Origin of the sequence: Streptomyces spinosisporus (genome assembly GCF_022698145.1) — a bacterium.
GTDB classification, from domain to species: Bacteria; Actinomycetota; Actinomycetes; order Streptomycetales; family Streptomycetaceae; genus Streptomyces; species Streptomyces spinosisporus.
Genome location: NZ_JALDAX010000008.1, coordinates 242,336 through 268,770, shown reverse-complemented (window position 1 = coordinate 268,770; position 26,435 = coordinate 242,336). Strand labels below are relative to the sequence as shown.

Annotated in this window: 28 protein-coding genes; 18 read left to right on the top strand and 10 right to left on the bottom strand. The window is 72.1% G+C overall.

Going from position 1 to position 26,435, the window contains the following annotated elements:
* Nucleotides 1-8 precede the first annotated feature (8 nt).
* The 4 genes from MQN93_RS43970 to MQN93_RS22650 all read left to right on the top strand — a co-directional run bounded on the left by MQN93_RS43970 (nucleotide 9) and on the right by MQN93_RS22650 (nucleotide 4,144).
* On the top strand, nucleotides 9-1,763 hold the full coding sequence (locus tag MQN93_RS43970; protein WP_278191038.1) for an MOSC and FAD-binding oxidoreductase domain-containing protein: 1,755 nt from the start codon (nucleotides 9-11) through the stop codon (nucleotides 1,761-1,763).
* Between the two features lie 302 nt (nucleotides 1,764-2,065).
* Complete coding sequence (locus tag MQN93_RS22660; RefSeq protein ID WP_242711024.1) at nucleotides 2,066-2,497, top strand: VOC family protein; 432 nt, start codon at nucleotides 2,066-2,068, stop codon at nucleotides 2,495-2,497.
* An 85-nt stretch (nucleotides 2,498-2,582) separates the two neighbouring features.
* Complete coding sequence (locus tag MQN93_RS22655) at nucleotides 2,583-2,990, top strand: YciI family protein (protein ID WP_016433398.1); 408 nt, start codon at nucleotides 2,583-2,585, stop codon at nucleotides 2,988-2,990.
* Nucleotides 2,991-2,998: 8 nt separating this feature from the next.
* Nucleotides 2,999-4,144, top strand: coding sequence for an RNA polymerase sigma factor (locus MQN93_RS22650; RefSeq protein ID WP_242711023.1), 1,146 nt, complete (start codon nucleotides 2,999-3,001; stop codon nucleotides 4,142-4,144).
* A 31-nt stretch (nucleotides 4,145-4,175) separates the two neighbouring features.
* On the opposite strand, the gene MQN93_RS22645 is transcribed toward MQN93_RS22650, so the two are convergent.
* Together MQN93_RS22645 and MQN93_RS22640 are read right to left on the bottom strand one after the other, a co-directional pair.
* The gene (locus tag MQN93_RS22645; protein ID WP_242711022.1) at nucleotides 4,176-5,045 is read right to left on the bottom strand and encodes an alpha/beta fold hydrolase; all 870 of its coding nucleotides are present in this window, start codon (nucleotides 5,043-5,045) and stop codon (nucleotides 4,176-4,178) included.
* A gap of 58 nt (nucleotides 5,046-5,103) precedes the next feature.
* Complete coding sequence (locus tag MQN93_RS22640) at nucleotides 5,104-7,065, bottom strand: Na+/H+ antiporter NhaA (protein ID WP_242711021.1); 1,962 nt, start codon at nucleotides 7,063-7,065, stop codon at nucleotides 5,104-5,106.
* A gap of 72 nt (nucleotides 7,066-7,137) precedes the next feature.
* On the opposite strand from MQN93_RS22640, the gene MQN93_RS22635 reads away from it, so the two are divergent.
* Nucleotides 7,138-7,746: a TetR/AcrR family transcriptional regulator gene (locus MQN93_RS22635; protein ID WP_242711020.1), complete on the top strand. Its 609-nt coding sequence runs from the start codon at nucleotides 7,138-7,140 to the stop codon at nucleotides 7,744-7,746.
* Nucleotides 7,747-7,861: 115 nt separating this feature from the next.
* Nucleotides 7,862-8,035, top strand: a complete 174-nt coding sequence (locus MQN93_RS22630; RefSeq protein ID WP_242711019.1) for a hypothetical protein — start codon at nucleotides 7,862-7,864, stop codon at nucleotides 8,033-8,035.
* On the opposite strand, the gene MQN93_RS22625 is transcribed toward MQN93_RS22630, so the two are convergent.
* Nucleotides 7,990-8,844 (bottom strand): LysR family transcriptional regulator, encoded by an 855-nt coding sequence (locus tag MQN93_RS22625; RefSeq protein ID WP_242711018.1) that lies wholly within the window; start codon nucleotides 8,842-8,844, stop codon nucleotides 7,990-7,992. The genes MQN93_RS22630 and MQN93_RS22625 overlap by 46 nt on opposite strands.
* A gap of 113 nt (nucleotides 8,845-8,957) precedes the next feature.
* On the opposite strand from MQN93_RS22625, the gene MQN93_RS22620 reads away from it, so the two are divergent.
* Entirely contained in the window at nucleotides 8,958-9,815 is an 858-nt protein-coding gene (locus MQN93_RS22620) for an EamA family transporter (RefSeq protein WP_242711090.1), read from the top strand.
* A 22-nt stretch (nucleotides 9,816-9,837) separates the two neighbouring features.
* Here the strand turns inward: MQN93_RS22620 and MQN93_RS22615 are convergent, their stop codons facing one another.
* From MQN93_RS22615 to MQN93_RS22600, 4 genes are all read right to left on the bottom strand, one after another.
* A complete protein-coding gene (locus tag MQN93_RS22615; RefSeq protein ID WP_242711017.1) occupies nucleotides 9,838-10,272 on the bottom strand; it encodes a PaaI family thioesterase in 435 nt (144 codons plus the stop codon).
* Between the two features lie 165 nt (nucleotides 10,273-10,437).
* Entirely contained in the window at nucleotides 10,438-11,580 is a 1,143-nt protein-coding gene (gene rho, locus MQN93_RS22610) for a transcription termination factor Rho (RefSeq protein ID WP_242711016.1), read from the bottom strand.
* A gap of 284 nt (nucleotides 11,581-11,864) precedes the next feature.
* Nucleotides 11,865-12,689, bottom strand: coding sequence for a class I SAM-dependent methyltransferase (locus tag MQN93_RS22605; protein WP_242711015.1), 825 nt, complete (start codon nucleotides 12,687-12,689; stop codon nucleotides 11,865-11,867).
* 102 nt (nucleotides 12,690-12,791) lie between these two features.
* Nucleotides 12,792-13,934 carry a chitinase gene (locus MQN93_RS22600; protein ID WP_242711014.1) on the bottom strand — a complete coding sequence of 381 codons (1,143 nt, stop codon included), beginning with the start codon at nucleotides 13,932-13,934 and terminating at the stop codon, nucleotides 12,792-12,794.
* Between the two features lie 158 nt (nucleotides 13,935-14,092).
* Here MQN93_RS22600 and MQN93_RS22595 point away from each other — a divergent pair, with 158 nt between their 5' ends.
* From MQN93_RS22595 to MQN93_RS22560, 8 genes are all read left to right on the top strand, one after another.
* Entirely contained in the window at nucleotides 14,093-14,602 is a 510-nt protein-coding gene (locus MQN93_RS22595) for a winged helix-turn-helix transcriptional regulator (RefSeq protein ID WP_242711013.1), read from the top strand.
* A 63-nt stretch (nucleotides 14,603-14,665) separates the two neighbouring features.
* Nucleotides 14,666-15,175, top strand: coding sequence for an SRPBCC family protein (locus MQN93_RS22590; protein ID WP_016433390.1), 510 nt, complete (start codon nucleotides 14,666-14,668; stop codon nucleotides 15,173-15,175).
* Nucleotides 15,175-16,230: an LLM class flavin-dependent oxidoreductase gene (locus MQN93_RS22585; protein WP_242711012.1), complete on the top strand. Its 1,056-nt coding sequence runs from the start codon at nucleotides 15,175-15,177 to the stop codon at nucleotides 16,228-16,230. Before MQN93_RS22590 ends, MQN93_RS22585 begins: the two co-directional genes overlap by 1 nt.
* A 94-nt stretch (nucleotides 16,231-16,324) precedes the next feature.
* Nucleotides 16,325-17,047 (top strand): YciI family protein, encoded by a 723-nt coding sequence (locus tag MQN93_RS22580; protein ID WP_016433388.1) that lies wholly within the window; start codon nucleotides 16,325-16,327, stop codon nucleotides 17,045-17,047.
* A complete protein-coding gene (locus MQN93_RS22575; protein WP_016433387.1) occupies nucleotides 17,047-17,385 on the top strand; it encodes a YciI family protein in 339 nt (112 codons plus the stop codon). Before MQN93_RS22580 ends, MQN93_RS22575 begins: the two co-directional genes overlap by 1 nt.
* The gene (locus MQN93_RS22570; RefSeq protein WP_242711011.1) at nucleotides 17,382-18,641 is read left to right on the top strand and encodes an RNA polymerase sigma factor; all 1,260 of its coding nucleotides are present in this window, start codon (nucleotides 17,382-17,384) and stop codon (nucleotides 18,639-18,641) included. Before MQN93_RS22575 ends, MQN93_RS22570 begins: the two co-directional genes overlap by 4 nt.
* 49 nt (nucleotides 18,642-18,690) lie before the next feature.
* Entirely contained in the window at nucleotides 18,691-18,828 is a 138-nt protein-coding gene (locus MQN93_RS22565) for a hypothetical protein (protein WP_242711010.1), read from the top strand.
* 2 nt (nucleotides 18,829-18,830) lie between these two features.
* On the top strand, nucleotides 18,831-20,291 hold the full coding sequence (locus MQN93_RS22560; protein WP_242711009.1) for an MFS transporter: 1,461 nt from the start codon (nucleotides 18,831-18,833) through the stop codon (nucleotides 20,289-20,291).
* On the opposite strand, the gene MQN93_RS22555 is transcribed toward MQN93_RS22560, so the two are convergent.
* Complete coding sequence (locus tag MQN93_RS22555; RefSeq protein ID WP_016433383.1) at nucleotides 20,254-20,661, bottom strand: nuclear transport factor 2 family protein; 408 nt, start codon at nucleotides 20,659-20,661, stop codon at nucleotides 20,254-20,256. The genes MQN93_RS22560 and MQN93_RS22555 overlap by 38 nt on opposite strands.
* An 83-nt stretch (nucleotides 20,662-20,744) precedes the next feature.
* Between MQN93_RS22555 and MQN93_RS22550 the strand changes: the two genes are divergently transcribed.
* Complete coding sequence (locus MQN93_RS22550) at nucleotides 20,745-21,479, top strand: class I SAM-dependent methyltransferase (protein ID WP_242711008.1); 735 nt, start codon at nucleotides 20,745-20,747, stop codon at nucleotides 21,477-21,479.
* Nucleotides 21,480-21,498: 19 nt separating this feature from the next.
* On the opposite strand, the gene MQN93_RS22545 is transcribed toward MQN93_RS22550, so the two are convergent.
* Complete coding sequence (locus MQN93_RS22545; protein WP_242711007.1) at nucleotides 21,499-23,709, bottom strand: ATP-binding protein; 2,211 nt, start codon at nucleotides 23,707-23,709, stop codon at nucleotides 21,499-21,501.
* 139 nt (nucleotides 23,710-23,848) lie between these two features.
* On the opposite strand from MQN93_RS22545, the gene MQN93_RS22540 reads away from it, so the two are divergent.
* Nucleotides 23,849-24,718, top strand: a complete 870-nt coding sequence (locus MQN93_RS22540) for an MEDS domain-containing protein (protein WP_242711006.1) — start codon at nucleotides 23,849-23,851, stop codon at nucleotides 24,716-24,718.
* Nucleotides 24,715-25,680: an anti-sigma factor RsbA family regulatory protein gene (locus MQN93_RS22535; RefSeq protein WP_242711005.1), complete on the top strand. Its 966-nt coding sequence runs from the start codon at nucleotides 24,715-24,717 to the stop codon at nucleotides 25,678-25,680. Before MQN93_RS22540 ends, MQN93_RS22535 begins: the two co-directional genes overlap by 4 nt.
* On the opposite strand, the gene MQN93_RS22530 is transcribed toward MQN93_RS22535, so the two are convergent.
* Entirely contained in the window at nucleotides 25,650-26,393 is a 744-nt protein-coding gene (locus tag MQN93_RS22530; RefSeq protein ID WP_242711004.1) for a GntR family transcriptional regulator, read from the bottom strand. The two genes, MQN93_RS22535 and MQN93_RS22530, sit on opposite strands and share 31 nt — an antisense overlap.
* Nucleotides 26,394-26,435: the final 42 nt, after the last annotated feature.

The window sequence follows — 26,435 nt, the reverse complement described above, 5'->3', positions numbered from 1 at the left end:
AGCGGGCCATGCCCTCCCTGCTGTCGGTGAACGTCGGAAAGCCCAAGGACGTGGCGTGGCAGGGCCGTACGGTCCACACCGGTGTGTGGAAGCACCCGGTGTCCGGACCGGCGATGGTGCGCCGGCTCAACATCGACGGCGACGGCCAGGGCGACACCAACGGCCATGGCGGTGAGCAACGGGCGGTGCTCGTCTACCAGATCGAGTCCTATCGGTACTGGCAACGGCACTTCGGACGCGACGACTTCACGTTCGGGCAGTTCGGCGAGAACCTCACCGTCGACGGCCTGGCCGACGACGAGGTCTGCATCGGCGACCGGTACCGCATCGGCGAGGCCGAGTTCGAGGTCACCCAGCCCCGCGTCACCTGCTACCGCGTCGGAATGCGCATGGGCGAACCGGAGCTGCCCGCCCTGCTGGTCAGCCACCACCGCCCCGGCTTCTACATGCGCGTCCTGCGCGAGGGACACATCGAGGCCGGCGACCGGATCGTCAGGACCCGCACCGGCCCCGGCGCGCTCACCGTCGCCGACACCGACGCGCTGCTCTACCTCCCCGACCGCGACCCGGCCAAGCTGCGCCTCGCCGTCGACATCCCCGCGCTGAGCCCGGGTTGGCAGGGCTCGTTCCGCGACCTGCTCGCCGACGGAGCCGGGGGAGCCGACGGAACCGGGGGAGCCGGGGCAGCCGGAGGTGCCGCCCGCCCGGCCTGGGACGGCTTCCGCGAGCTGCGGGTGGCCGACGTCGTCGCCGAGAGCACGACGGTCACCTCGATCCACCTGACCGCCACCGACGGGACCCGGCTCCCGGCCGCCCGCGCGGGCCAGTACCTGACGCTGCGGATCCCCGGCGCCGGGCAGCCCGCACCGGTGCGCAGCTACTCGCTGTCCTCCGCGCCCGACACGGGCAGCTACCGCATCAGCGTCAAGCACGAACCGCACGGCGCCGCGAGCGGCTATCTCACCACCGGCCTGCGCGCGGGCGGGGTGCTCGAAGTCGCGGCGCCCCGCGGCGACTTCGTGCTCACCGAGGGCACCGGCCCGGTCCTGCTGATCTCCGCCGGTATCGGCGTGACACCGACGCTGTCCATGCTGCACGCGCTCGCGGCCGCCCGCAGCGACCGCGAGATCTGGTGGATCCACGGCGCCCGCGGCCCGCGGGAGCACCCGCTCGCCGCCGAGGCACGCACCCTCCTCGCGTCACTGCCGCACTCCCGCGAGCACGTCTTCTACAGCGCGGCCACCGCCGAGGAACGCGACCGCCACGGCGCGAGCGCCGGCCGCCTCACCAAGGACGAGCTGACCGCGCTGAAGGTCCCCGCCGACGCCACCGCCTACATCTGCGGCCCGACGGCGTTCATGACCGACATGACGGACGCCCTCGTCGCGGCCGGCATCGACCCGGCCCGCGTCCACACCGAGCTCTTCGGGGCGCTGCCCGCCATCAACCCCGGTCTCACCGGGCGGACGGCCCGGCCTCCGCACCAGCCACCCGGACCGCCCGGCACCGGCCCGACGGTGACCTTCGCCCGCAGCGGCATCTCCACGCCCTTCCCCGACGGCGGCGGCAGCGTGCTCGAACTCGCCGACGCCTGCGACGTCCCCGCCCGCTGGAGCTGCCGTACCGGCGTCTGCCACACCTGCGTCACCCCCCTGCTGTCGGGCCGTGTCACCTATGAGCCGGCGCCGCTGGAGCCCCCGGCCGACGGCGACGTGCTCATCTGCTGCGCCCGGCCCGGCAGCGACATCGTTCTGGACATGTGAGACAGGCGAACACGATGCCCCCGACTCCCGTACAGCCCACGGACACCACCGCCACCGCCGACCGGCGGACAAACCCGCCACCGAACCCGCCGGAGCCCGTGACCGTGACTCCGGCCTTCGGTCCCATCCCGGCCATCCACATCCCCAAGCCGTCGTCGACCCGGACGTACACCGTCCGCGGGACCTGGCGGGCCACTGTCCGAGCGGCCCGCACGGCGCTCCGCCGGACCGATCAGAGGAACCATGACTGACTTCCCGACCGGCCTGAACGCCGGCGTCCGCCCCACCCCAGGAGGTGCCTGATGCACTACAGGCTCGAAGTCGTCACGCTCCCCGTCGGCGACGTCGACAAGGCCAAGGAGTTCTACACCCGGCAGGCCGGTTTCACCCTCGACGTCGACTACCACCCGACCGCCTCCTTCCGCGTCGTGCAGCTGACCCCGCCCGGTTCGGCCTGCTCGGTCCAGATCGGCGTCGGACTCACCGACGCGCCACCCGGTTCGGCCCGCGCGCTGCACCTGGCCGTGCCCGACATCGAGACCGCGCACCGCGAACTGACCGCACGCGGTGTCACCGTCGGCGGCATCCGGCACAAGTCACCGGTGGAGGAATGGACGGGCGGCTGGGCACCCGGCCCGCACCCCGACCGCCTCGACTACGCCAGCTTCGCCGACTTCACCGACCCCGACGGCAACACCTGGACCCTCCAGGAGATCGGCCGGGCCCAGCGGTGAAAGCCGGATCTTCCTGAAAGCCGGATCCTCCTGGGAGGCGAATGCGGTCACAATGGGTCGCACCAGCCCGAGGAGTGACGACACGATGGCCAAGTACCTGCTGCTGAAGCACTATCGAGGCGCCCCACCCCCGGTCAACGACGTGCCGATGGACCAGTGGACACCACAGGAGATCTCGGCGCACGCGCAGTACATGAACGACTTCGCGGCACGGCTGGAGAAGTCGGGGGAGTACGTAGACGGCCGGGCACTGTCCCCCGAGGGGACCTTCGTCCGCTACGACGGCGAGGGGCGCCCGCCCGTCACCGACGGCCCGTTCGCCGAGACCAAGGACCTCATCGCCGGCTGGACGGTGATCGACGTCGACAGCTACGAACGCGCCCTGGAACTGGCCGCGGAGCTGTCCGCCGCCCCCGGCGCGGGCGGCAGGCCGATCCACGAGTGGCTCGAGGTGCGCCCGCTCATGGCCGAGCACTGCACCGCCACGGAGTGACCCCACCGATGGACGAGGCCCTGCTCAGGAGCCTCACGCCCAGTGTGCTCGCCGTCCTCGTCCGCCGCGGAGCGGACTTCGCGGCGGCCGAGGACGCCGTACAGGAAGCCCTCGTCGAGGCGGTCCGCCACTGGCCGGACGATCCGCCCCGGGACGCCAAGGGCTGGCTGGTCACCGTGGCCTGGCGCAAGTTCATCGACACGACCCGCGCGGACGCCGCACGACGACGTCGTGAGGACCGCGTCGAGGAGGAACCGCCGCCCGGACCCGCGTCCTCGGTCGACGACACGCTCCAGCTCTACTTCCTCTGCGCCCACCCCTCGCTCACGCCGTCGTCCGCGGTCGCGCTCACCCTGCGTGCCGTCGGCGGGCTCACCACCCGGCAGATCGCCGAGGCCTATCTGGTGCCCGAGGCGACCATGGCGCAGCGGATCAGCCGGGCCAAGCGCACCGTCTCCGGCGTACGCCTCGACCGGCCCGGCGACGTCGCCACCGTGCTGCGCGTGCTGTACCTGGTCTTCAACGAGGGCTACTCCGGCGACGTCGACCTCGCCGCCGAGGCCATCCGGCTCACCCGACAGCTCGCGGCCGCGATCGACCACCCCGAGGTCGCGGGACTGCTCGCGCTCATGCTGCTCCACCATGCCCGGCGGGCCGCCCGGACCGCGCCGGACGGCAGCCTGGTACCGCTCGCCGAGCAGGACCGCAGCCGCTGGGACACCAAGGCGATCGCCGAGGGCATCGGCATCCTGCAGAAGGCGCTGGCCCGCGACCGGCTCGGCGAGTTCCAGGCCCAGGCCGCCATCGCCGCCCTGCACGCCGACGCGCCCACCGCCGGTGAGACGGACTGGGCGCAGATCGTCGAGTGGTACGACGAGCTCGCGGGCCTGGTCGACAGCCCGGTCGTGCTCCTCAACCGCGCGGTCGCGATCGGCGAGGCCCACGGACCGCGCGCCGGCCTCGCGGCACTCGCGGAACTGGACGACTCACTGCCCCGCCACACCGCCGTGGCGGCCTACCTCCACGAACGCGAAGGCGACCTCACGAAGGCAGCCGCGCTCTACGCCGAGGCGGCCCACAAGGCCACCAACCTCCCCGAACGCGACCACCTGACCCGCCAGGCCGCTCGCCTCAACGCGAAGCGACGCGCCTGACGGGTCATGGCCGTCGGGTTCCTCCCGGTCGTCAGTCGAGGACGCGGCCGAGGAAGTCGCGGATGTGTCCGGCGATGGTCCCGAGGTGGCTCTCCAGGGCGAAGTGGCCGGACTCGATCAGATGGATCTCGGCGTCGGGCAGGTCCTGGCGGAAGGCCTCCGCGCCGGCGGGGCCGAAGATCTCGTCGCCCGCTCCCCAGACCGCAAGCAGCGGGACGCGGGAGTCGCGGAAGTACTGGTGGAGCTTCGGGTAGAGGTCCACGTTGGTGGGGTAGTCCCGGAACAGCTTCAGCTGGATCTCGTCGTTGCCGGGGCGGTCCAGCAGCGCCTGGTCGTGCAGCCAGTTGTCCGGGCTGACCAGGCTGGGGTCGGCGACGCCGTTGACGTACTGCCAGCGGGTGCTCTCCAGGGTCAGGGCGCCGCGCATGGCGGCCTCGGTCTCCGGTCCGGGGTTCGACGTGTAGGCGAAGACGCCGTCCCAGAAGGGCTTGACGAAGCCCTCCTCGTAGCCGTTGCCGTTCTGCGTGATGATCGCTGTGATGCGCTGCGGGTCCTGGAGGGCGAGGCGCCAGCCGATGGGGGCGCCGTAGTCCTGTACGTACATCGCGAAGCGCCCGACGCCCAGCCGTTCCAGCAGTCCGGCGGTGACCTCGGTGAGCGCGTCGAAGGTGTACGGGAACTCCCGCAGCCCCGGCATCGCCGACTGGCCGAACCCGATGTGGTCGGGGGCGATCACGCGATAGCGGTCGGCGAGGGCCGGGATCAGATGACGGAACATGTGCGAACTGGTCGGAAAGCCGTGCAGCAGGACGAGCACGGGGGCCTGGGGGTCGCCGGCCTCCCGGTAGAAGACGTCGAGGCCGTTGACGGTGGCGGTGCGGTGGTGGACGGAGGGGACCATGTCGCCTAACCCTTCAAGTTGAATTCACTGGTTATGTGTTCAGTGCAGCACGGTCGCCCTAACCTGTCAAGACAATTTTAGAGGTTAGGTCTCGGCTTGCTCGTGCCGCGTCGAGGGCCCGTGTGAGGGTCGCCAGGTCGTGGGCGCCGTGGTGGCGCTGTCCGTTGAAGAAGAAGGTGGGCGTTCCGGAGACCCCGATACGGTCGGCCGACGCGACATCGCGTGCGACACGGTCGGCGTGCACCCGGCGCTGCAGGTCATGCCGGAACCGGCTTACGTCCAGGCCGAGTTCGGCGGCATGGCCGAGCAGGTCGCTCACCTCCAGCCGGTCCTGGCGCTGCAGCAGCAGCGTGTGCATCGCCCAGAAGGCTCCCTGGGCCCCGGCTGCCTCCGCGGCTTCCGCTGCCAGGCCTGCATGCGGATGGATGTCGGTGAGCGGCAGATGGCGCCACACGTAGCGCACGTCGGATCGTGAGAGGAGCAGGTCGCGAGTGACGGGGTCGGCCTCGCGGCAGTACGGGCACTCGTAGTCGCCGTACTCGACGACGGTGACCGGCGCGTCCTGCGGCCCGCGGACGTGGTCGAGAGCGGGGTCGACGCCACCGTCCAGGTCGGCCAAGGGCGGTGCCGCCCCGAGGAGGGCGCGGTGACGGGCCGCGCGGGGGAGGAGCGAAGTGAGGCGGTAGACCGTCCAGCCGAGGGCGCCGGATGCCACGACCGCCGCCAGGATGCCGACCTTCGCCTCCAGGAGCGGCCGTCCGGTGAAGGCGAGGTTCGCGATCAGCAGGGAGACGGTGAAGCCGATCCCGGCCAGCGCACCGCTCCCCGCGACGGCGGCCCAGCCGACGGGCGGACGCAGCCTCCCGCCGCTGAGCCGTCCCACCGCCCAGGAGGTGACGATGACCGAGAGGGGCTTTCCGACGACGTAAGCGAGGAAGACGCCAACGGTCACGGGGGCGGTGAGGGCGCTCCGCAACAGCCCCGCGTCGAGGGTGAAACCCGCGTTGGCCAGGGCGAACAGCGGCACGATGACGAATGTCGTCCAGGGGTGGAAGCGGTGCTGCAGCCGCGCGTTCTCCGAGAGCGCGGAGGTCAGTCCCGCGGCGGCGGAGCGGGCGCGATGCGCGCTCGGCTGTTCGCGGAACAACCGCACCAGACCGGTGGCGTGCTCCAGGTCGCCGCGGGCGGGCCGGTAGGCCGAGGTGACCAGGCCGATCGCCAGGCCCGCGACCACCGGGTCGACCCCGCCCGTCATCAGTCCGGCCCACATCACGGCGCCCAGCGCGACGGCAAGGGCGCCGCAGTTGCGCAGACGCATCCGGCCGCAGACGAGGAGGGCGGCGAAGGAGACCGCGGCCACGAGAAGCGGGACCGGCCGGACGTGATGGCTGTAGAAGGCGGCGATCACCAGGAGTGCCACCAGGTCGTCGACAACGAACAGGGTGAGCAGGAAGGCGCGGATACGTGCCGGAAGGTTCCGACCCAGGACGCTGAAGACGCCCAGCGCGAGGGCGCTGTCCGTGGACATGGCGACTCCCCAGCCGTGCGCCGCCGGGCCGGAGTGGTTGACGGCGAGGTAGATCCCGACGGGCACGGCCATGGCCGCCACCCCGGCTCCGACGGGCAGCAGCAGACGGCGCCGGTCACGCAACTCGCCCAGATCGAGCTCCCTGCGCGCCTCCAACCCCACGAGCAGGAAGAAGAAGGTCATCAGCCCGCTGTTGATCCAGGTGCGCAGATCCAGCCCCGCCCGACCGCCGCCCACTCCCAGGCTCAACTCCGTCCGCCACAACGCCTCGTAATCGGCGGGGAACACGTTCGACCAGATCAGAGCGGCCACCAGTGCGCCGACCAGTGCGAGCGCCCCAGCGGCCTCCCCGGTCGGCATGGCCCTGACGCGGCCCGTGCCGGCAGCCGGTGCGTCGGGCTGTTCGACGGGCCGCTCGACGATCGGCACCAGACGCAGCCGATCACGCGGCGGCGGTGCCTCTGCGACGTCCGTGTCCTGGTAGGCGAGCACGACCTTTTCTCCTAACCCCTGTAAGTCATGTGTATGGTTAGAATGAGCGCATGGATGTAACCTGTCAAGCGAATGAAAAGGGTTAGAGTCATCATCGGTCAGGTCGCGCGCGCCGCGGGCATCGCGGAGGGGACGATCTTCCGCGTCTTCGCCGGCGAACTGCTCGACGCCGTGATGGCCGAGGCGATGCGTCACGACCACGCCGTACGGGAGATCTCCTCCATCTCCCTCGACCAGCCGCCGGCCGACCGCCTGGCCGAGGCCGCCGATGCGCTCGGCGCGTATCTGGGTCGGATGGGCACGATTGCAGGGGCCCTGCACGAGTCCGGGCACCGGCGACAGCGGGGCGAGGAGGGGAGGAGGCCGCCCGCCGGAGCCCGGGAGGTCTCGATGGCGGCGATCCGCGAGGCCCTCGCGGAGCTGTTCGCACCAAGCAGCTGCGGATCTCCGGCGAACAGGCCGCCGCGCTCTTCCTCGGCCTGCTGTTCCACCGCCCGCAGCAGCTCGGCGCGGTGGCGCTCGACACCTCCGACCTGGTCGCCGTCTTCCTGCACGGAGCGCTCGCGGAGGACGGCGCAAGGTGAGCGTGCACCCCGCACCGCCGGACGGACGGTTCTGGGACGAGATGTACCGCCCTGCGGCGCGCCGCCGCCGACATGGCCGCTCTCACGGACCGCGTGACGTGGACGCACGCCGACCTGGCGGCCGCGCCGCCCGCGCCCGGCGCCTTCGACCTGTGTCGGTGCAGTACTTCCCGCTCCGGTGAACCCCGCAACTCGCGGTGCCGCGTGGCCTGTTGGACGCCGTAGCCCCCGGCGGCACCCTGCTCTTCGTCACCCATGACCTCGCCGACCTGACCCCGGGCCCGGAGCAGGGCTTCGACCCCGGTGACTACTGCCGGCCCGACGACCTCACTGGGGTCGGTCAGTCGCCCCGGTACAGCGCCGTGAGCAGTTCGATCGCCATCTGAGTGGCGGGATGCGGATCGTCCCGCCACCAGGCGAGGCGGACGGCGATGGGCTCGGCGTCGCGCACTGGACGGTAGACGATGCCCGCCCTGCGGTACTGGTGCGCGGTGGACTCCGCGGTCATGCCGACGCAGCGCCCGCTGGAGATCACGTTCAGCCAGTCGTCCACGTCATGGGTCTCCTCGGTGGCCGGGCGCGCGTCGGGCGGCCACAGTTCGGGCGTGGACGTTCCGGTCCGCCGGTCGATCAGCAGCGTGCGCTCGGCCAGGTCGGCGAGCCGCAGCGAGCGTCGTCCGGCCAGGGGATCGTCGGCGGACAGAACGCACAGACGTCGCTCCAGACCGATGATGGCCGCGTCGAACCGGCGGTCGTCCAGGGGAATGCGGACCACGGTGAGATCGCAGCTGCCCTCGGCCAGTCCGGCGGTGGCGGAGTTGACGCGGACCAGATGGAGGTCGGTGTCGGGGTGGGCCCCGGCCCAGCGGCGCTGGAAGGCGGGGGTGTGACGGCCGAGCGCCGACCAGGCGTAGCCGACCCGCAGGGTGGAGTGGCCCGAGGTCGCCTCCCGGACCAGGTCGTCGACCTCGCCGAGCACCCGCCTGGCCTGCGCCACCACCCGCAGCCCGGTCGTGGTCGGCGCCACCGCGCGCGAGGTGCGCCTCAGCAGCCGTACCCCCAGCGTGCGCTCCAGCGACGCCAGCGTGCGGGACACCGCCGCCTGGGAGACGCCGAGCGCGATGGCGGCGTCGGTGAAGGTGCCCTCGTCGACGATGGCGACAAGACAGCGCAACTGCCGGAGCTCCACATCCATGAGCCAAGCGTATAGATCGCGCGGGCTGTGCATTTTGTGCATGCCCGGCGGCGGCGCACGATCGGGGCATGCTCAGCGAAGCAGACATCGTTTCCGAGGGTTCTGCACCGTCCATGGGGCCATCGGCTCCGGCGCCGTCGCACGGACGGTCGGCCGGAGTGGTGACGATGGCCGCGAGCGGCCTGTCGAACCAGGTCGGCGCCGCGATCGGTTCGCTCGCCTTCCCCGTCCTCGGACCGGCCGGCGTCGTCGCGGTCCGCCAATACGTCGCCGCCGTCGTCCTGTTCGCCGTCGGCCGCCCCCGCGTGCGCGACTTCACCTGGGCGCAATGGTGGCCCGTGCTGGGGCTGGCCGTGGTCTTCGGGACCATGAACCTGTCCCTCTACAGCGCGATCGACCGGATCGGCCTGGGCCTCGCCGTCACCCTGGAGTTCCTCGGCCCGCTCGCGATCGCCCTCACCGCCGCCCGCCGCCGTATCGACGCCTGCTGCGCGCTGATCGCCGCGGCGGGCGTCGTCACCCTGATGCGCCCTCAGCCCTCGACCGACTACCCGGGCATGGCCCTCGGTCTGCTCGCCGCGTGCTGCTGGGCCTCGTACATCCTGCTCAACCGCAGCGTCGGCCGCCGTGTCCCGGGCGCGCAGGGCTCCGCCACCGCCGCCGCGCTCTCCGCGCTGATGTTCCTGCCGGTCGGCGTGGTCGTGGTGCTGAGGCAGCCGCCGACCGCCGGTGCGGTCGGCTGCGCCATCGCCGCCGGTGTGCTCTCCTCGGCCGTGCCGTATCTCGCCGACCTGTTCACGCTGCGCCGGGTGCCCGCCCAGGCCTTCGGGCTCTTCATGAGCGTGAACCCGCTGCTCGCCGCGCTGGTCGGCCGGATCGGCCTCGGTCAGCACCTGGGTTGGGCCCAATGGGCGAGCATCGGCGCCATCGTGGGCGCCAACACGCTCAGCATCGCCGTACGACGCCGTTGACCGGCGCGTCGGCGCATGAAGCTCAGCTTGCGGTGCCGTCGTTCGCGGCCAGCACAATCTGGGTCTGCGTGGTCTGTCCCACGAGGCGGTCTCTGTCGTCGCGCAGATCGGTCTGTACGACGACCAGGGTGAAGCCGACGTGCAGCGTGCGGGCCGTGGCGTGGACGCGTCCGGAGGTCACTCCGCGCAGGAAGTTGGTCTTGGACTCGATCGTGGATGTCCCGGCGCCCGGCGGGAGGTTGAGGTAGGCGCAGACGGCGCCCACGGAGTCGGCCAGCGCCATCAGGGCCCCGCCGTGCAGGACTCCGCCCGCGGTGCAGGCCTCGGGGGACCACTCCAGGCTGCCCACGACCCGGTCGGGGCGTGCCTCGTGGAGCTCGATGCCCAGCCGTGCCGCGAAGGGCATGGCCGCGAGGAGGGCGGCGGGGCCGGGGGACGTCGTCTCTGAAGGTGGCATGGTGTGCTGCCTTTCGCGGGGCGGGAACGCGCTGACGCGCACGGGGGGATGATCGTGCGTGGTGTCACCGGCAGTGTGGCAGCAGGCGTACGGTACTCGGGGGCAACTGCGCGATCTCGCCCCGGTCGGCGCCACGGCGAAGCGGTGCGGCGCACGCGTGCCGGGTCACTCGGCGGGCAGTGTCGGCTGGATGCGGCGTACGAACGTCGCGTTGTCGGGCGTGTTGCGCAGCCGCTCCAGCAGGGTTTCGGTTCCTGACTGGCCGTCCCGAGACTGCAGGGCCCGGCGCAGGCCGCGAACGGCCGTCAACTCGGCGGAGGGCAGGAGCAGTTCCTCGCGGCGGGTGCCGGAGGGGTTGATGTCGACGGCCGGGAAGACACGGCGCGCGGCGAGTTCACGGTCGAGGCGCAGCTCCATGTTGCCGGTGCTCTTCAGCTCCTCGAAGTAGTAGTCGTCGGCGCGTGAGCCGGTCTCGACCAGCGCGGTCGCGAGGATGGTGAGCGAGCCGCCCTCCTCGGCCAGCCGGGCGGCGCCGAAGAACCGCTTCGGCCCGAGCAGCGCCGTCGCGTCGACGCCGCCGCTCAGGGTGCGGCCACCGGACGCGGCCGCGTTGTTGTGGGCCCGGCACAGCCGGGTCAGTGAGTCGAGCAGGATCACGACGTCCTCGCCGGCCTCGACGTGCCGCTTGGCCCGCTCGACAACCAGCTCGGCCAGGGCGATGTGCTGCTTGGCGGCCCGGTCGAAGGTCGAGGCGTACACCTCGCCGCGCACCGAGCGCCGCATCTCGGTGACCTCCTCGGGGCGTTCGTCGAGCAGCAGCACCATCAGCCGGGCCTCGGGGTGGTTGCCGGCGACGGCGGCCGCGATCTGCTGCAGCAGCACCGTCTTGCCGGTCTTGGGCGGGGCCACGAGCAGACCGCGCTGGCCCTTGCCGACGGGTGCGATCAGATCGACGACGCGACCGGTCAGCCCGGCCGCCGGGTGCTCCAGGCGGAGCCGCTCGCGCGGGTGCAGCGGGGTGAGATCGCGGAAGTGCGGGCGGCCGCGCAGTTCGTCGGGTGTGCGCCCGTCGACCCGTGCGACCTCGGTCAGGGCGCGCCGGGCGTCGCGTACGCCGTCGATCAGATCTCCCTTGCGCAGGCCATGACGGCGGATCAGCGCGGGGGAGACGGTCGGGTCGGACGGCGAGGGCAGCAGGCCCTCGGCGCGCAGGTGCCCCTTCCCGTTCGCGTCGATGTCGAGGACACCGGTGACGGCCTGGGGCCGGGGCTCTTGCTTGACAGGGGGGTGTTCGAGAGTGGTGGTCATGGTGGTCGGTCCTTTCGGGGACGGATGGCATGGAACATGCGAAGGGAGGGGAACGCCGCGGAGGGAAGGCGGACGGAGCACGCCTTCTGCGGCAGGAACAACACCTCGGATGCGGCGGAACCGCGGGTCACGAGGTGATGCGGAGAAGCCGGTGAGCCGACCGGGAAACGGCGGGCGATACGGCGAACTGAGAGAAGATCCGCACCGGCGCCCTCAGAGGGGGCGTACACAAGTGCTGTCAGGACCGTACCACAGTGGGTACGGCGTCGAACCGATGCGCGGGTTCAGCGGGCGGCGAGGAGGCCGTAGAGCAGCGGGATCCGCGGCTGCGGCAGCCGCCACCAACCGGACGGGGTCCGGACCATCTGCGGCCAGCGCGGCCAGGGCAGCTCGTCGCTCTCCCGCAGGCTCCGGATGGTCAGCCCTGCACCGATCAACGCGTTGACGACATCGCTTATTCCGTGCATCCACTCGTAGCTGTCGGTGGCGCCCTCGACGGCCGGGCCGTCGGTGTAGGTGTGCGTCGCGTCGCGGTGCACGGCACCCTCGCCGGCCAGGTAGTCGTGCCGCAGCAGCAGCTCGGGTCCCTCGCCCGGGCCCGGCTTGGGGCCCAGCGAGTTGAGCAGCGGATGGAACTCCACGATGTACAACCGGCCGCCGGGGCGCAGGAGCCGGGCCACCACGGACGCCCAGCGGTCCAGGTCGGGCAGGTAGCACAGCGCGCCCTTGCCGGTGTACACGATGTCGAACTGCCGCCCCTGAAGGGCCTGTTCGGCGTCGTAGACATTGGCCCGTACGTACTCGACGTCCAGGCCCGCCTCGGCCGCGATGTCCCGCGCGGCGGTCACCGACGCCTGCGAGAAGTCGAGTCCCGTGGCCCGGGCGCCGCGCCGGGCGAGGGCGAGGGTCTCGGTGCCGAGATGGCACTGCAGATGGAGCACGTCGCGGCCGGTCAGTTCGCCGAGGTCGTCCCACTCGAAGGAGGCGAACCAGCGGGCCGGGTCCAGGTCCTGGTCGAGGCCGTAGAACCGGCTGGCGAGATGGACCGGCGTGCGGGCGTCCCAGTTCGCCTGGTTGGCCCGCATGAACCGCGCGTGCTCGTCGTTCATGACCCCATCCAACCGCGAATCAGCGCCGGATGCCGGGAAGAGACAGAGGCCGGGGTCGCGGACCCCGGCCTCTTCAGGTGCGCGTGACGGTGAAGTGCCCGGTCAGCAGTACAGGTTGCCGCCGGGGCTGACGCCCAGGATCGAGGTGAAGCGCTGGTAGGCGTCGACCCGGCTCTGCACCTGCGCCGGGTTCCTGCCGTCGCACTCCAGCGACCCGTTGATGCTCCGGATCGTCTGCCCGAAGCCCGCGCCGTTGACCATGGCGTTGTGCGGGGTCATGGTGCCGGGCCCCGACTGGGTGTTCCAGTACCACAGGCCGGTCTTCCAGGCGACCGCCGAGTCGTTCTGCACCAGCCAGGGGTTGTTGAGCAGGTCGATGCCCAACGCGTCGCCCGCCGCCTTGTAGTTGAAGTTCCACGACAGCTGGATCGGGCCGCGGCCGTAGTAGGCGGCCTGTCCGGCCGGGCAGCCGTACGACTGGCTCCAGTCGCAGTACGTGGGGTAGTTGGCGGTGTTCTGCTCGACCACGTAGACCAGTCCGCCGGTCTCATGGCTGACGTTGGCGAGGAAGGCCGCGGCCTCCTGCTTCTTCACGGTGTCGCTGCCGGTGTTGGCGAAGCCGGGGTAGGCGCTGAGCGCTGCGGTCAGACCGCTGTAGGTGTAGAAGGAATTCCGGTTCGGGAACATCTGGTTGAACTGCGACTCGCTCACCACGAAGCCCGAAGGGGTGCCTCCGCCGCCGCTCGCGGGCGCGTTCCACTTCTGGTTGGCGCCGCCCGTGCAGGTCCAGATCTGCAGCCGGGTGCCGTTGGCGCTGTTGTTGTCGCGTACGTCCAGGCACTTGTTCGCGGCCGGGTTCACGATGTCGTGGGCGCCGGAGACCACCCACTGCTGGTTGGCGCCGCCGTTGCAGTCCCACAGCTGGACAGCCGCGCCGTCGGCGGTGCTGCGGTCGACCACGTCGAGGCACTTGCCGAGCGCGCGCAGGGTGCCGTCGCCCGGGTTGGACCAGTTCTGGGCGCCCGTCCCGTTGCAGTCGTAGAGCTGGACTGCGGTCCCGTTGGCGCTGTTCGCGCCCGCCACGTCGACGCACTTTCCGGCCAGCCCCGTGATCTGGCCGGAGGCCGCGGAGGCGGGCGTGACGCTCACCAGCGCGGTGAGCAGGGCGGCGAGCACGGCCACGAACGCGAACCGGTCGAGGGCGGTGCGTCTGAGGCGGAAGGCGGTGAATCGGGGGGTGGTCATGGTGGACCTCGCTTCTCGTCGGAGCTGCCGAAAGTGAGGGTGCTGTGCACTGGTCCAGACCATGGCAGGAGTCCAGGAGGGCGTCAATGCTTAAGGAAAGGGCTGAAGTTAATGGCTGAAACCCTGGGTCTCATGACGAGACTGGCTAGGGTGAAGGCATGAAACGGACGTCCTTCTCGAACTGGCCGTGCTCCATCGCGACGACCATGGACCTCCTGGGCGACGCATGGACGCCCCTGGTGCTGCGGGAGGCCTTCTACGGGATCCGTCGCTTCGACGCGTTCCAGCAGGAGCTGGGCATCGCGCGCAACACGCTGACCGACCGGCTGCGCCGTCTCGTCGACGAAGGGCTGCTGGAGAAGCGCCCCTACCAGGACGAACCCCGGCGCTACGACTACGTGTTGACCGAGAAGGGGCGGGACTTCTTCGGCGTGCTCGCCGCGCTCTCCCGCTGGGGCGACCGCTGGCTGGCGGGGGAGGAGGGCGCCCCCGTCGTCTTCCACCACGACACCTGCGGCCACGACACCCATGCCGAGGTCGTCTGCGCCCGCTGCCGGGAGCCGCTGCGCGCCGAGGACACCTCCATGCGGATGGGGCCGGGCTATCCGGAGCGGCTGAAGCAACGACCGGACGTACGGCGCCGGTTCAACCTCGGTGCGGATCCTTGACAGGGTCAGTCTCATGACGCAACTCTGGAGGTCAGACCCTTGACGGCGAGGAGGTAGACCGACGTGAAATGGACCGGCGCACGGTACACGGACACACCCACCGTCGAGGTGCGGACCTGGATCGACGCCCCGCCCGAGCGTGTGTGGGCCCTGGTCTCGGACATCTCCCTGATGCCGGCCATGAGCCGGGAACTCCAGTCGGTCGCCTGGCTCGACGGCGCCACCGGGCCCGCCCTCGGCGCCCGCTTCCTCGGCCACAGCAAGCACGAGGCGCTCGGCGAGTGGTCCACCACCTCCTACGTCGTCGAGTACGAACCGGGCCGTCGCTTCGCCTGGGCGGTGCAGGACCCCGCCGAGCCGTCCGCCGTCTGGCGCTTCAGGCTGCACGCGGGCGACGGCGGTACCGATCTGTCGCAGTGGGTGCAGATGGGCCCCGGCCGCTCCGGGCTGTGCGAGGCCATCGACCGCATGCCGGACAAGGAACAGAAGATCGTGTTCGTACGGTTGCGGGAGCTGGAGCAGAACATGACGACCACGCTCAAGGAGATCAAGCAGCGGGCGGAGGCCGGCTGATGCGCACCGCGACCACGGTCGAGGCCTCCACCGGTGAACACTGGTCGCAGACCGCCGACTTCGTCGTGGAGGCCGAGAAGCTGGGCCTCGACGTCTGCTGGGTGGCCGAGGCCTGGGGCTCCGACGCGCCCTCCGCCCTCGGCTACTACGCGGCGCTCACCGACCGGATGCTGCTGGGATCCGGCGTCATCCAGGTCGGCACCCGCACCCCGGTGGCCGTCGCCCAGACCGCGATCACCCTCTCCAACCTCTCCGGCGGCCGCTTCCTGCTGGGGCTCGGCGCATCCGGACCGCAGGTGATGGAGGGGCTGCACGGCGTGCCGTTCGCCCGCCCGCTCGCCCGCATGCGGGAAACCGTGGAGATCGTGCACCGGGTCCTCGACGGCGGCAAACTCTCGTACGAGGGAACGCAGTTCACCATCCCGCTGCCCGGCGACGCGGTCCCGATGCGGCTGTCGACGCGGGCCGAGCACCCCGTTCCCGTCTATCTCGCCGCCCTGTCACCGGCCATGCTGCGGCTGACCGGTGAGGTCGCCGACGGCTGGCTCGGGACCAGCTTCGTGCCCGAGGGCGCGGCGGGCGCCTACTTCACCAACCTCGACGAAGGACTCGCCAGGGCCGGGCGCAGCCGCACGGATCTGGACGTCTGCCAGGGCGCCGAGGTCGCCTTCGCCGCCGACGAGGACGCACTCGCCGCGATGGTCGCCGGCCGCAAGAAGGAGCTGGCCTTCAGCCTCGGGGGCATGGGCTCAGCCTCGACCAACTTCTACAACAACGCCTACAGTCGCCAGGGTTGGGCCGAGGTGGCCGCCGAGGTCCGCGAGCGCTGGCAGGCGGGCGACCGGGACGGCGCGGCCGCTCTCGTGACCGACGAGATGGTCCTCGGCACGACCCTGATCGGCACCGAGCCCATGGTGCGGGAGCGGCTGCGCGTGTGGCGCGACGCCGGCGTGGACACCGTACGGCTGTATCCGGCGGGGGAGAGCCTGGAGGACCGGCTCGTCACGCTGGGCCGGGCCGTCGAACTCGTACGGGAGATCGGCAGCGCGTCCTGAAACCGTCCGGATGATCCGTGCGGCAGAGTGTCGATTCGGTCGGCCCCCGTTCGTCGGTGGGGTGTAGGAAGCTCATGACGACCGGGAGGACCCCATGAAGTACATGCTGCTCGTCTGCGGCGACGACACCGCCGACGCCTCGGGCATGGCACCCGTCGAACCCTGGGTGGAGGAGCTCGGCGAGCGGGGCGCACGGCTGCACGGCCACCGGCTCGCCCTGCCGTCCGAGGCGGTCACGGTGCGCGTGCGCGGCGGTGAAGTCCTGCGCACCGACGGGCCGTTCGCCGAGACCAAGGAGTACGTCGCCGGCTTCGACGTCCTGGAGTGCGACAGCCTGGAGGAGGCCGTCGAGGCCGCCGCCCGGCACCCCGTCGCCACCATCGGCGCCATGGAGGTCCGCCCCTTCTGGCCCATGGGGGAGGGCGAGGACGCCGAGACCGCCGTCCGCGCCCTCGACACCGAACTCACCGAGGCCTTCCGGGAGCGGGACATCGACCGCGCGCTGGCCTGCTACGCCCCGGACGCGGACATCTTTTACTGCACGGACGGCCACGAGCGCCAGGGCCTGGACGCCCACCGCGAGGCACTGCAGGACCTGTTCGCGTCCGTCACCGGACCGGTGACACGCGAAGTGCTGGACCTGCGCGTCGAGGTCGACGAGAGCGTCGGGTTCACCCGCTGCCGCGTCCGGGTGACCGCCGAGCGCCCCGACGGCACCCGCATCGACCACACGATGCGGGTGACCACCGGCTACCGCGACATCGGACTGCGCCGGGTGATCACCCACGAGCACGCCGTGACCCTGAAGGAGGCGTGATGAAGTACGCCCTGCTGTTCTGCACCCCGGTCGGGGCCGAGGAGCAGAGTCCGGCGGAGCACGCCCACGACCCGCGCTTCGCCGCGTACTTCGACGAGGCACGGGCGGGCCGGGTCACCGGCGGAGCACGGCTGCGGCCGGTGAGCGACGCCACCACCGTGCGGGTGCGGGGCGACGAAGTCCTGCTCAGCGACGGGCCGTTCGCGGAGACGAAGGAGTATCTCGCCGGAGTCTCCTTCATCGATGTCGCCGATCTGGACGAGGCGATCGCCCTGGCCGCCAAGCATCCGGCCGCCCTCGACGGCGGCGCGGTCGAGGTGCGGCCGGTCTGGGAGTGAGTGCCACGGACGACGTCGAGAAGGCCGTCGCCGCCGCCTTCCGCGAGGAGTGGGGCCAGGTCGTCGCCACCCTGATCCGGGTGACCGGCGACTGGGACCTCGCCGAGGAGAGCACGCAGGACGCCTTCGCCCAGGCCCTGGACCGGTGGCGGCGCGACGGCATCCCGCGCCGCCCCGGCGCCTGGCTGACCACGACCGCACGCCACCGTGCTCTCGACGTGCTGCGCCGGGAGGCGGTGGGGGCGGCCAAACTGCGGGAGGCGGCCGTGCTGGCGCGCGACGAGGGACCGTACGACCCGGAGTACGACGGCGACGACAGCGGCGTCCAGGACGACCGGCTGCGGCTGATCTTCACCTGCTGCCATCCCGCCCTGCCCATCGAGGCCCGCGTCGCCCTCACCCTGCGCACCCTCGCCGGCCTGACCACACCGGAGATCGCCCGCGCCTTCCTCGTCCCCGAGGCGACGATGGCGCAGCGCCTGGTGCGTGCCAAGAAGAAGATCCGCAACGCCGGCATCCCCTACCGGGTGCCGCCCGCGCACCTGCTGCCCGAACGCACCACGGGCGTGCTCGGCGTGCTCTACCTGCTCTTCAACGAGGGGTACGCCGCCTCCTCCGGCGCCGACCTCGTGCGCACCGACCTGTGCGCCGAGGCGATCCGTCTCGCACGCCTGCTGGCCCGGCTGATGCCGGACGAGCCCGAGACGCTCGGCCTGCTCGCCCTTCTGCTGCTGCACGACGCGCGCCGGCACACGCGCGTGGACGCGGCCGGCGAACTGGTGACCCTGGAGGACCAGGACCGCGAAGCCTGGGACCGCGCCGAGATCGACGAGGGCACCGGACTGCTGGAGACCGCGCTGCGCCGCGGGCGCCCCGGCGCCTACCAGATCCAGGCCGCCATCGCCGCCTGCCACACCACCGCTGCGACGGCCGAGGACACCGACTGGGCCGACATCGCCGCGCTCTACGGCGAGTTGAGCCGCTTCGTGCCCTCGGCCGTCGTCCGCCTCAACCGCGCTGTCGCCGTGGGCATGTCCGAGGGCTTCGACGCGGGGCTGGCCCTGGTCGCGCAACTGGAGCAGGAGGGCGACCTGGCCGGATACCACCTGTTGCCCGCCACCCGCGCCGACCTGCTGCGCCGCAGCGGACGTATGAAAGAGGCGGCCGAGGCCTACGAACGGGCGCTGGAGTTGGTGGAGAACGACGCCGAACGGAGATTTCTGCAGAAGCGGCTCGCGGAGTGTCGATCCGCCTAGGAGCCGTTCGTCGGTGGGGTGACAACACCCCACGACACCGGAGTCTCCGATGACCGCCCACCACCTCACGCGCCGCACCACCCGGCTCCGCAAGGCCCTCGCCGCGCTCCTGCGCGAACCCCGCAGCCCCGGCAGCCCCGGCGGCACACCGGACGTATGGCTGGCCGCCCTCCGCCTGGGAGGCTGACCGTGCCCGCCACCGACGCACGCCGCTGGTACGCCCTCGCCCTGCTCTGCGTCGCCGGGTTCATGGTGATCCTCGACGCGCAGATCGTGCTGCTCGCCCTCCCGTCGATCGCGGACGGGCTCGGTCTGTCCGCGGACGGCGCCCAGTGGGTGATGAGCGCCTACCTGCTGAGCTTCGGCGGGCTGCTGCTCCTCGGCGGCCGCACCGCCGACCTGCTGGGCCGCCGCCGCGTGTTCATGGCCGGAACGCTGCTGTTCGGGGTGTCCTCACTGCTGTGCGGACTGGCCTGGACAGCCGGGGTACTGGTCGCGGCCCGCGCCGTCCAGGGCGTATCGGCCGCGATCATGGCGCCGAGCGCGCTGTCGCTGCTGGTGAGCACCTTCGACGAGGGCCGTGAGCGCAACAAGGCCCTAGCCGTCTGGTCCGGCAGCGGCGGCTTCGGTGCCACCGCGGCCCTGCTGATCGGCGGCCCCCTCACCGACACCCTCGGCTGGGAGTGGGTCTTCTTCCTCAACGTCCCCGTCGCCGCACTCCTGTTGGCGCTGACCCCGCTCCTGCTGCGCGAGAGCCGCACCGACGCGCGGGCCCGCTCCTTCGACCCGGCCGGTGCGCTCGCCGCCACCGCCGCGCTCGTCGCCTGCGTCTACGCCGTCGTCGAGGCACCCGGAGCCGGATGGCTGTCGGCGCGCACGACGGGGCTGCTCGCCGCGTCCGTGCTGCTCGTTGTGGTGTTCGTCCGCATCGAGTCCCGCACCTCGGCGCCGCTCGTGCCGCTGCGCCTGCTGCGCGCCCGGACGGTGAGCGGCGGCAACCTGGTCGTGTTCCTGCTCGGCGCGAGCGCCTTCGGGATGTCGTACACGCTGTCCCAGTACGGCCAGGGCGTCCTCGGCTACTCGCCCCTGCGCTTCGGGCTGTGCAACGTGGTGATGCCCGTCGGGGCGGTCGTCGGCTCCTACGCCGGACAGGCCCTGGTCACCCGGGCCGGCGCCCGCCGGATCGCCGCGGGCGGTCTCGCACTGGTCGGCGCGGGCAGCGCACTGCTGGCCGGCGTCCCGGTCGACGGGAGCTTCGCCCGCGACCTCCTGCCCGGCCTGCTGCTCTTCGGCCCGGGCCTGGGCGCGTGCGCGGTCGCCGGGGCCATCGCCGCCCTGACCGGCGTGCGGGAACAGGACTCGGGCGTCGCCTCCGGCATCAACACCGCGGCCTTCCAGATCGGCGGGGCCTTCGGTGTCGCCGTCGTCACGTCCGTCGCCCTCACCTGGACCGACGGGCCGGACCGGCTCGCCGCCCTGACCACCGGCTACCGTGCCGCGTTCCTCGCGTGCGCCGCCCTCGCGACCGCGGGGCTGATCTGTGCCCTGCTCCTGCTGCGCCGGGGCGAGGAACAGAGCAGGCGGGAGGACCGGTCGCCCGGTGCGGCCCGTGTCAGGACGGGGAAGCGGACCGTGCCTCCGCCTCCTTGACGATGTCCTCGAAGCGCGCCCCCATCTCCGCCGCCAGGGCCTGGGCACCCGACAACGGCCGCACCATGACCATGAGTTCGCCGATCAGGCCGTCCTCGTTCAGCCGGATGAAGTCGCAGCCCGTCAGCTCGCGGTCGCCCACCCGGGCGGTGAACACCAGGGCGTGGTCGCGGCCGTCGGCACCGGCGAGCTCGCGGTCGTACCGGAAGTCCTGGAACACCTTCGAGACCGCGCGCAGGATCGCCGCGGTGATCGCCTTGCCCGGATACGGCTTGAAGACCACCGGACTGGTGAAGACGACGTCCTCGGCCAGCAGCGCCTCGACGGCCTCCATGTCCCCGGCCTCGACCGCCTCGCGGAACGCTCGCATCGCGCCACCTCATAATCAATTTGTTGAGTAAGTGAGAAGGAGACTAATCAGTGGCCGCCGAGGTGTCCACTACGCTGACGTGGATGTTCAGCCCCGAGGGCCCCAGCCTGCGCGAGCTCGCCGTCCAGGCACTGTCGTCCGTCGAGCACGGCTACGACCTGCTCGCCCCGAAGTTCGACCACACCCCCTTCCGCACCCCCGACTCCGTGCTCGACGCGGTCGCCTCCGCACTCGCCCGGACCGGGCCCTTCGACGCCGGGCTCGACCTGTGCTGCGGCACCGGCGCGGGCGTCGACGTCCTCGCGCGGGTCTGCCGGCGCAGCGTCACGGGGATCGACTTCAGCGCGGGCATGCTCGCCGAAGCCGGGCGGCCCGTACGGCCGCCGAAGCCGGCGGTGTCCTGGGTCCGCGGGGACGTCCGCGCACTGCCGTTCACACCCGGCGCCTTCGATCTGGTCGTGAGCTTCGGGGCGTTCGGGCACTTCCTGCCCCGGGAGCTGCCGGACCTCTTCGCGCAGGTCCACTCCGTGCTCCGCCCGGGCGGCTCCTTCGCCTTCCCGGTGCTCGCCCCGCCCCGGCCCACCTCCCCGGCGTACTGGACGCTGCTCGGCTTCGACGCACTCATGCGCGTCCGCAACACCGTGTGGCGGCCCCCCTTCGTCATGTACTACCGAGCCTTCCGCCTCGGCGACGTACGCCGGGAACTGCAGCGGGCCGGCTTCCGCGTGAACCTGCATGCGCTGGAGGACTTCGGGCGCCGCGCAGACGGGAGCCCGCGCGCGCGAATGATCGTGGCCGTGAGGGAGCCGGCGGTCTGACTTTCCGACGCCTGCTCGATCAGGCGCCGGGCGCGCCGGAGGTGCCGGGGTCCCCGGGGCCTTCGGGTCCGTGCGAATCCCCGGGCTCACTTGAGTCTTCGGGCCCTCCCGGCCCCCCAGGCCCTCCCGACCCCCCAGACCCGTCCGCCCCGTCGCCCCCACCAGCCCCGTCCAGCGCCCCGCCCAACGCCCAAGTCACCGCCGCCTCCGAGCCCAGTTCGCGGCCGGCGGTCACCGCTTCGGTGAAGCGGGTGTCGCCGAGGGAGGTGCGTAGGCGGCGTTCGTATTCGCGGTGGAAGACCGTTCGGTCCGGGCGGCCGAGCTGGGGTAGGCCCGCTGCGAACCACAGGCGTCTGCTGACGCCGAGGAGATGGGCGGCGAGTTCGTCCTCGCCCTGTGCGGCCTGCGCGACCACCAGAAGGTCGGCGACCGCGGCGGCGCCGATCCGGTCGTGCACCCGCCACTTGGCGGCCAGTGCCTCGCGCGCCGAGCGCACCGCCTCGTGCGGGTGGCCCAGACCGATCCCGGCGAGCGACACGAAGAAGTCGCCCCAGGCCCGCATCCACAGCTCGCCGCGCTTGGCGCACTCCGCGCGCAGCCGCTCGGCGACCGCGGCGCACCGCTCGAACGCGGCCTGGCTCGCCAGCAGATACGCCTGGACGGCGAGGGTGAGCAGCTGGAAGAACTCGGCCCCGCCGTCGCCGGACGGTGCCTGGCGCGCACTGCCGTACAGCACCGCCGAGCGCGCAGACTCGCCCCGTACGGCCAGGCTGGCACCGGTCAGCGGCAGCGCGGGCACCGGCAGTCGGCGCTCCTCGGCGAGCCACACGTAGGCGGCGCTCACCGACTCGGCGGCCTCCAGGTCGTCCGGGACGACGGTGACCAGCCGGTGGGCCCACACGGCCAGGGTGTGTTCGGGCCCGCCGTCCTCGGGGGCGCGCCGCAGCGCCCGCTCCAGATAGGTGCGACCCTCCTCGGCGAACCCGCAGGCGAACCAGAAGAACCAGAGCGAGCCGGTCAGTTCCAGCGCCACCTCGGGCTCCGCGGCGGTCAGGCACTGCTCGATCGCCAGCCGCAGATTGGCGTGCTCCGCGGTCAGCCGTTCGGCCCACATCCGCTGGCCGGGCCCGAGCCACTCCGCCTCGCCCTGCCGGGCGATCCAGCGGAAGTAGTCGCGGTGGCGCAGCCGGACCGCCTCCGCCTCACCCAGCCCGGTCAGCCATTCGGCGCCGAACGAGCGGACCGTGTCGAGCATCCGGTACCGCACCGCCGCGCCGTCACCGTCCATGGTGATGATGGACTTCTCGGTGAGGGAGGCGAGCAGGGGGAGGATCTCCTCCGGGTCCAACGGGCCGCCGTGGCACACGAATTCGGCCGCCTCCACGTCCCAGCCGCCCGCGAACACCGACAGACGGGCCCACAGCAGCCGCTCCAGCGGCGTGCACAGCTCATGGCTCCAGCCGATCGCGGTGCGCAGCGTCTGGTGGCGGGCCAGCCGTGGCCGGGCGTGCGACACGAGCAGGTCGAAGCGTGAGTCCAGGCCCTCCAGGAGCCGGTGGAGGGGAAAGCCGCGCAGCCGCACGGCGGCCAGCTCCAGGGCCAGCGGGATCCCGTCCAGGCGGGCGCAGATGGCGGTCACGTCGGCCCGGTTGTCATCGGTGAGGGTGAACGCCGGCACCGCCGCCACGGCCCGTGCCGCGAACAGCGCCACCGCGTCGTCGCGTTCGCCCAGCGGCAGCGGCGCCACGGTCAGCAGATGCTCGCCCGGCACCCCGAGCTGCTGCCGGCTGGTGGCCAGGACCCGTAACTCAGGAACATGGGCGAGAAGTTCCTGCACGACACGCGCGCATTCGTCCAGAACGTGCTCACAGGTGTCCAGAACCAGCAGCACCGGTGCCCCGGCGAGATGTTCGCTGACCGCCTGCAGAAGTGGCCGCAGTGTCTGCTCGGTCAACCGGGTCGCCTGGGCCACCGTGTTGGTCAGCAGGTCCGGATCACGCAGCTCCGACAGCTCCACCAGCCAGACCCCGCCGGGGAAGTCGGCCTTGGCGGCGTGCGCGGCCCGCAGGGCGAGCCGGGACTTGCCGACTCCTCCCGGCCCCGTCAGTGTCACCAGTCGCTCGGTCCTCAACAGCTCCGTGATCCGGCCGAGTTCACGCCGACGGCCGACGAAGACGTTCGCCTCGGCGGGAAGGTTGCCGATCCTGCCGCCCTGCACAGAGGCCGCCATCGTTCCCCCTCACCGGAACCGATGGCGGACACGATAACCCCTCACGGCGAGCCTGTTTCGGGCGTAGCTTGGAAGCGGTCCGTCCACCGAGGGAGGTAGGGGGATGGCCGCCGTACCCACCCGGAAAACCGTGGGACAGATGCGTCAGGGAGACCACTTCCTCCTTGGCTACGACACGGACGAGGAGCGCGACACCGTCCTTGCGTCGTTCCTGCTCGACGGTCTCGCCAGCGGGCAGCGGGGGCTGGTGCTGCCTCCGGCCGACGTGCCGGGCCAGGTCGCCCTGTCGTTCCTGGAGGCGCACGGCTGCCGGGTCGACGAGGAACTCGCGGAGGGCCGGCTGTGCGTCGATCCGCACCTGGCGAACCCGGAGGGGCTGTGGGATCTGGACGAGGTGATCCGGCGTGAGGCGCGCCGCGCGGTCGGCGACGGCTTCCTGGGCCTGCGGGTGTGCACGGAGAGCCTGCGCTCCCTGGCCGGCAAGGAGCTCAAGACGCTCCACGACAGCGAGTTGTTCCTCGACCCCGTGTTCTCCTCCCTGCCGGTCCTCGGCATCTGCCAGTACGACCGCAGGATCTTCGCCGACACCGAACTCGCCCCGATCGCCGGGCTGCACCACGGCCGGGTCGGCGCCGACGACGTCTGGCGCGACGAGATCCTCACCATCAGCCGTACGTTCTCGCCCCCGGGCCTGGCCCTGGCCGGGGAGGTCGACGACACCAACGTCACGGCCGTCGCCCGCGCCCTGCACGCCGAGACCGACCGCGCCAGGTCCCGCGCCGCACCCCGCACCCATCTCGACCTGCGCGAGCTGCACTTCATCGACGTCGGGGCGCTGCGGCTGCTGGCGTTCACGGCGCTGGGCCTGTACACGGCGGGCGGCACCCTCGAACTGGCGGGAGTGGCCCCGCACGTGCAGCGGGTGATGCGCGTGACGGGCTGGGACCGGGTGCCCGGCCTGTACATGGAGCCGACGCGGGCGCGCGGCGCGGAAGGAGCGGGGCTGTGACCGGTTTCGTCCACCAGGCACTGCGCTACCGCTCGGACGACCAGTTCCGCGACGCCGTCGCCGCGTTCGTGCGCGACGGACTCGACGCGGGCGACCCGGTCCTGGTGGTGGTCGACCACCGCAGCATTCCCCGTCTGGGCCGGGCACTCGGGAGCCGCTTCGAGGGCGTCGAGTGCCACGCCTCCCAGGACTGGTACGACTACCCCTCGCGCACGCTGGGCCGCTACCACGCCTACTGCGAGCGGCGCGGGGCCGACCGCCGCGTGCGCGTCGTGGGCGAACCGGTCTGGCAGGGCCGCTCCGCGTTGGAGACCCGGGAATGGATGCGGTACGAGTCCCTCGTGAACGTCGCCTTCGCCGACTCCCGGCACTGGATCCTGTGCCCGTACGACGTCCGGGCGCTGCCCGAGAACGTGGTGCGCAGCGCCGCGCGCACGCACCCCGAACTCGTCCAGGAGCCCCGCGAAGCGGTCGAGTACACCGACCCTGCGGTCTTCTCCGCGGAGTGCGACGAGCACGGCCTCGCCCGGCTGCCCGGCGGCGCCGACGGCATCCGCTTCACCCGCGGCCGTACGGCCGCCGTACGCCGCGCACTCGCCGTGTACGCCCGCCGCCTGGGTCTTCCCGAGCAGCGGGCGTACGACTTGGTCGCGGCGGTGCACGAGACGGTGCTCAACGCCGTGCGCTACGGCGGTGGGCACGGTGTGGTACGGCTGCACTGCGACCGTGACCATGTGATCTGCGAGATCTCCGACGTCGGCTCGTACAACCCGGTGGCCCGGCCGCCCTTCCCCGGTCATCTGCCGCCCAGGCCGGGTGCCGCCACCGGTCACGGGATGTGGCTGGTGCGGCAGTTGAGCGATCTGGTCGACGACGACCTGGACGCCGCGGGCTCCGTGGTGCGGCTCTACTTCCGGCGCCCGGGGCGTGCTCAGCCCGCCGAGGGCAGAGTGAACTCGTAGACCAGTGCGTCGGGTTGGGCGTCCACGACCAGGTCGGTGATCTCCAGCGGCCGTGCGTACTGGTCGTGCACGCGCCGGGTGACGCGCACCGAGGGTGTGTCCGCGAGCGGGGTGATGGTGTCCCGGTGGTGCAGGGTCAGGCCCGCTCTGCGCATCCAGTCGTAGGTGCGGCCCAGTTGGGCCGAGGCGGCGCCGTCGGCGCGGTCGCGGTAGCGGGCCAGCTCCTCGACCTCCGACAGGGCCACGGCGGAGAACGACGTCACGGCCGTGCGGCGGCCCCGGCCGTCGGCGCCGGCCGACTCGTAGCGGTGCACCAGGGTCGGCCGGTGCGGGGCGAGCCCGAGGACCTCGGCATGCTCGGGCGGGGGAGTCTCCCAGCTGACCCTTGCCCGGTCGAGGGCGCCGGGGTCGGCGGCCCGGACGCCGACCGGGAAGCTCAGCGAGGCCGGGCTCTGCACCGGAAGCCCCGGCAGGGTGGCGTGGCTGCCCCGCCGGTCGGTGGCGACCAGACCGTCCCGGCGCAGCACCTCCAGCGCCTGCCGGACGGTCTCCCGGCTGACGCCGAAGTGCCCGGCCAACTGCCGTTCGGCGGGCAGCCGTTCGCCGGGCGGGACGGTCCCGTCGCGCAGCTCGCCGAGCAGCTGCGTCGCGACGCGCCAGTACAGCGGCTGTTCGTCGGGGAGGGGACGGTCGAGCGGGGTGGTGCGGTCCATGCCGCGCCTCCTGTTGGTGACGTGCCGTAGCCGTGCGGACTC

What these genes read in the sequence shown, in the direction of transcription:
- MQN93_RS43970 (WP_278191038.1), top strand. Translation starts at nt 9, where the DNA reads ATGCCCTCCCTGCTGTCGGTGAACGTCGGAAAGCCCAAGGACGTGGCG.
- MQN93_RS22660 (WP_242711024.1), top strand. Translation starts at nt 2,066, where the DNA reads ATGCACTACAGGCTCGAAGTCGTCACGCTCCCCGTCGGCGACGTCGAC.
- MQN93_RS22655 (WP_016433398.1), top strand. Translation starts at nt 2,583, where the DNA reads ATGGCCAAGTACCTGCTGCTGAAGCACTATCGAGGCGCCCCACCCCCG.
- MQN93_RS22650 (WP_242711023.1), top strand. Translation starts at nt 2,999, where the DNA reads ATGGACGAGGCCCTGCTCAGGAGCCTCACGCCCAGTGTGCTCGCCGTC.
- MQN93_RS22645 (WP_242711022.1), bottom strand. Translation starts at nt 5,045, where the DNA reads ATGGTCCCCTCCGTCCACCACCGCACCGCCACCGTCAACGGCCTCGAC.
- MQN93_RS22635 (WP_242711020.1), top strand. Translation starts at nt 7,138, where the DNA reads ATGAAAAGGGTTAGAGTCATCATCGGTCAGGTCGCGCGCGCCGCGGGC.
- MQN93_RS22625 (WP_242711018.1), bottom strand. Translation starts at nt 8,844, where the DNA reads ATGGATGTGGAGCTCCGGCAGTTGCGCTGTCTTGTCGCCATCGTCGAC.
- MQN93_RS22620 (WP_242711090.1), top strand. Translation starts at nt 8,958, where the DNA reads ATGGGGCCATCGGCTCCGGCGCCGTCGCACGGACGGTCGGCCGGAGTG.
- MQN93_RS22615 (WP_242711017.1), bottom strand. Translation starts at nt 10,272, where the DNA reads ATGCCACCTTCAGAGACGACGTCCCCCGGCCCCGCCGCCCTCCTCGCG.
- rho (WP_242711016.1), bottom strand. Translation starts at nt 11,580, where the DNA reads ATGACCACCACTCTCGAACACCCCCCTGTCAAGCAAGAGCCCCGGCCC.
- MQN93_RS22605 (WP_242711015.1), bottom strand. Translation starts at nt 12,689, where the DNA reads ATGAACGACGAGCACGCGCGGTTCATGCGGGCCAACCAGGCGAACTGG.
- MQN93_RS22600 (WP_242711014.1), bottom strand. Translation starts at nt 13,934, where the DNA reads ATGACCACCCCCCGATTCACCGCCTTCCGCCTCAGACGCACCGCCCTC.
- MQN93_RS22595 (WP_242711013.1), top strand. Translation starts at nt 14,093, where the DNA reads ATGAAACGGACGTCCTTCTCGAACTGGCCGTGCTCCATCGCGACGACC.
- MQN93_RS22585 (WP_242711012.1), top strand. Translation starts at nt 15,175, where the DNA reads ATGCGCACCGCGACCACGGTCGAGGCCTCCACCGGTGAACACTGGTCG.
- MQN93_RS22580 (WP_016433388.1), top strand. Translation starts at nt 16,325, where the DNA reads ATGAAGTACATGCTGCTCGTCTGCGGCGACGACACCGCCGACGCCTCG.
- MQN93_RS22575 (WP_016433387.1), top strand. Translation starts at nt 17,047, where the DNA reads ATGAAGTACGCCCTGCTGTTCTGCACCCCGGTCGGGGCCGAGGAGCAG.
- MQN93_RS22565 (WP_242711010.1), top strand. Translation starts at nt 18,691, where the DNA reads ATGACCGCCCACCACCTCACGCGCCGCACCACCCGGCTCCGCAAGGCC.
- MQN93_RS22555 (WP_016433383.1), bottom strand. Translation starts at nt 20,661, where the DNA reads ATGCGAGCGTTCCGCGAGGCGGTCGAGGCCGGGGACATGGAGGCCGTC.
- MQN93_RS22550 (WP_242711008.1), top strand. Translation starts at nt 20,745, where the DNA reads ATGTTCAGCCCCGAGGGCCCCAGCCTGCGCGAGCTCGCCGTCCAGGCA.
- MQN93_RS22545 (WP_242711007.1), bottom strand. Translation starts at nt 23,709, where the DNA reads ATGGCGGCCTCTGTGCAGGGCGGCAGGATCGGCAACCTTCCCGCCGAG.
- MQN93_RS22540 (WP_242711006.1), top strand. Translation starts at nt 23,849, where the DNA reads ATGCGTCAGGGAGACCACTTCCTCCTTGGCTACGACACGGACGAGGAG.
- MQN93_RS22530 (WP_242711004.1), bottom strand. Translation starts at nt 26,393, where the DNA reads ATGGACCGCACCACCCCGCTCGACCGTCCCCTCCCCGACGAACAGCCG.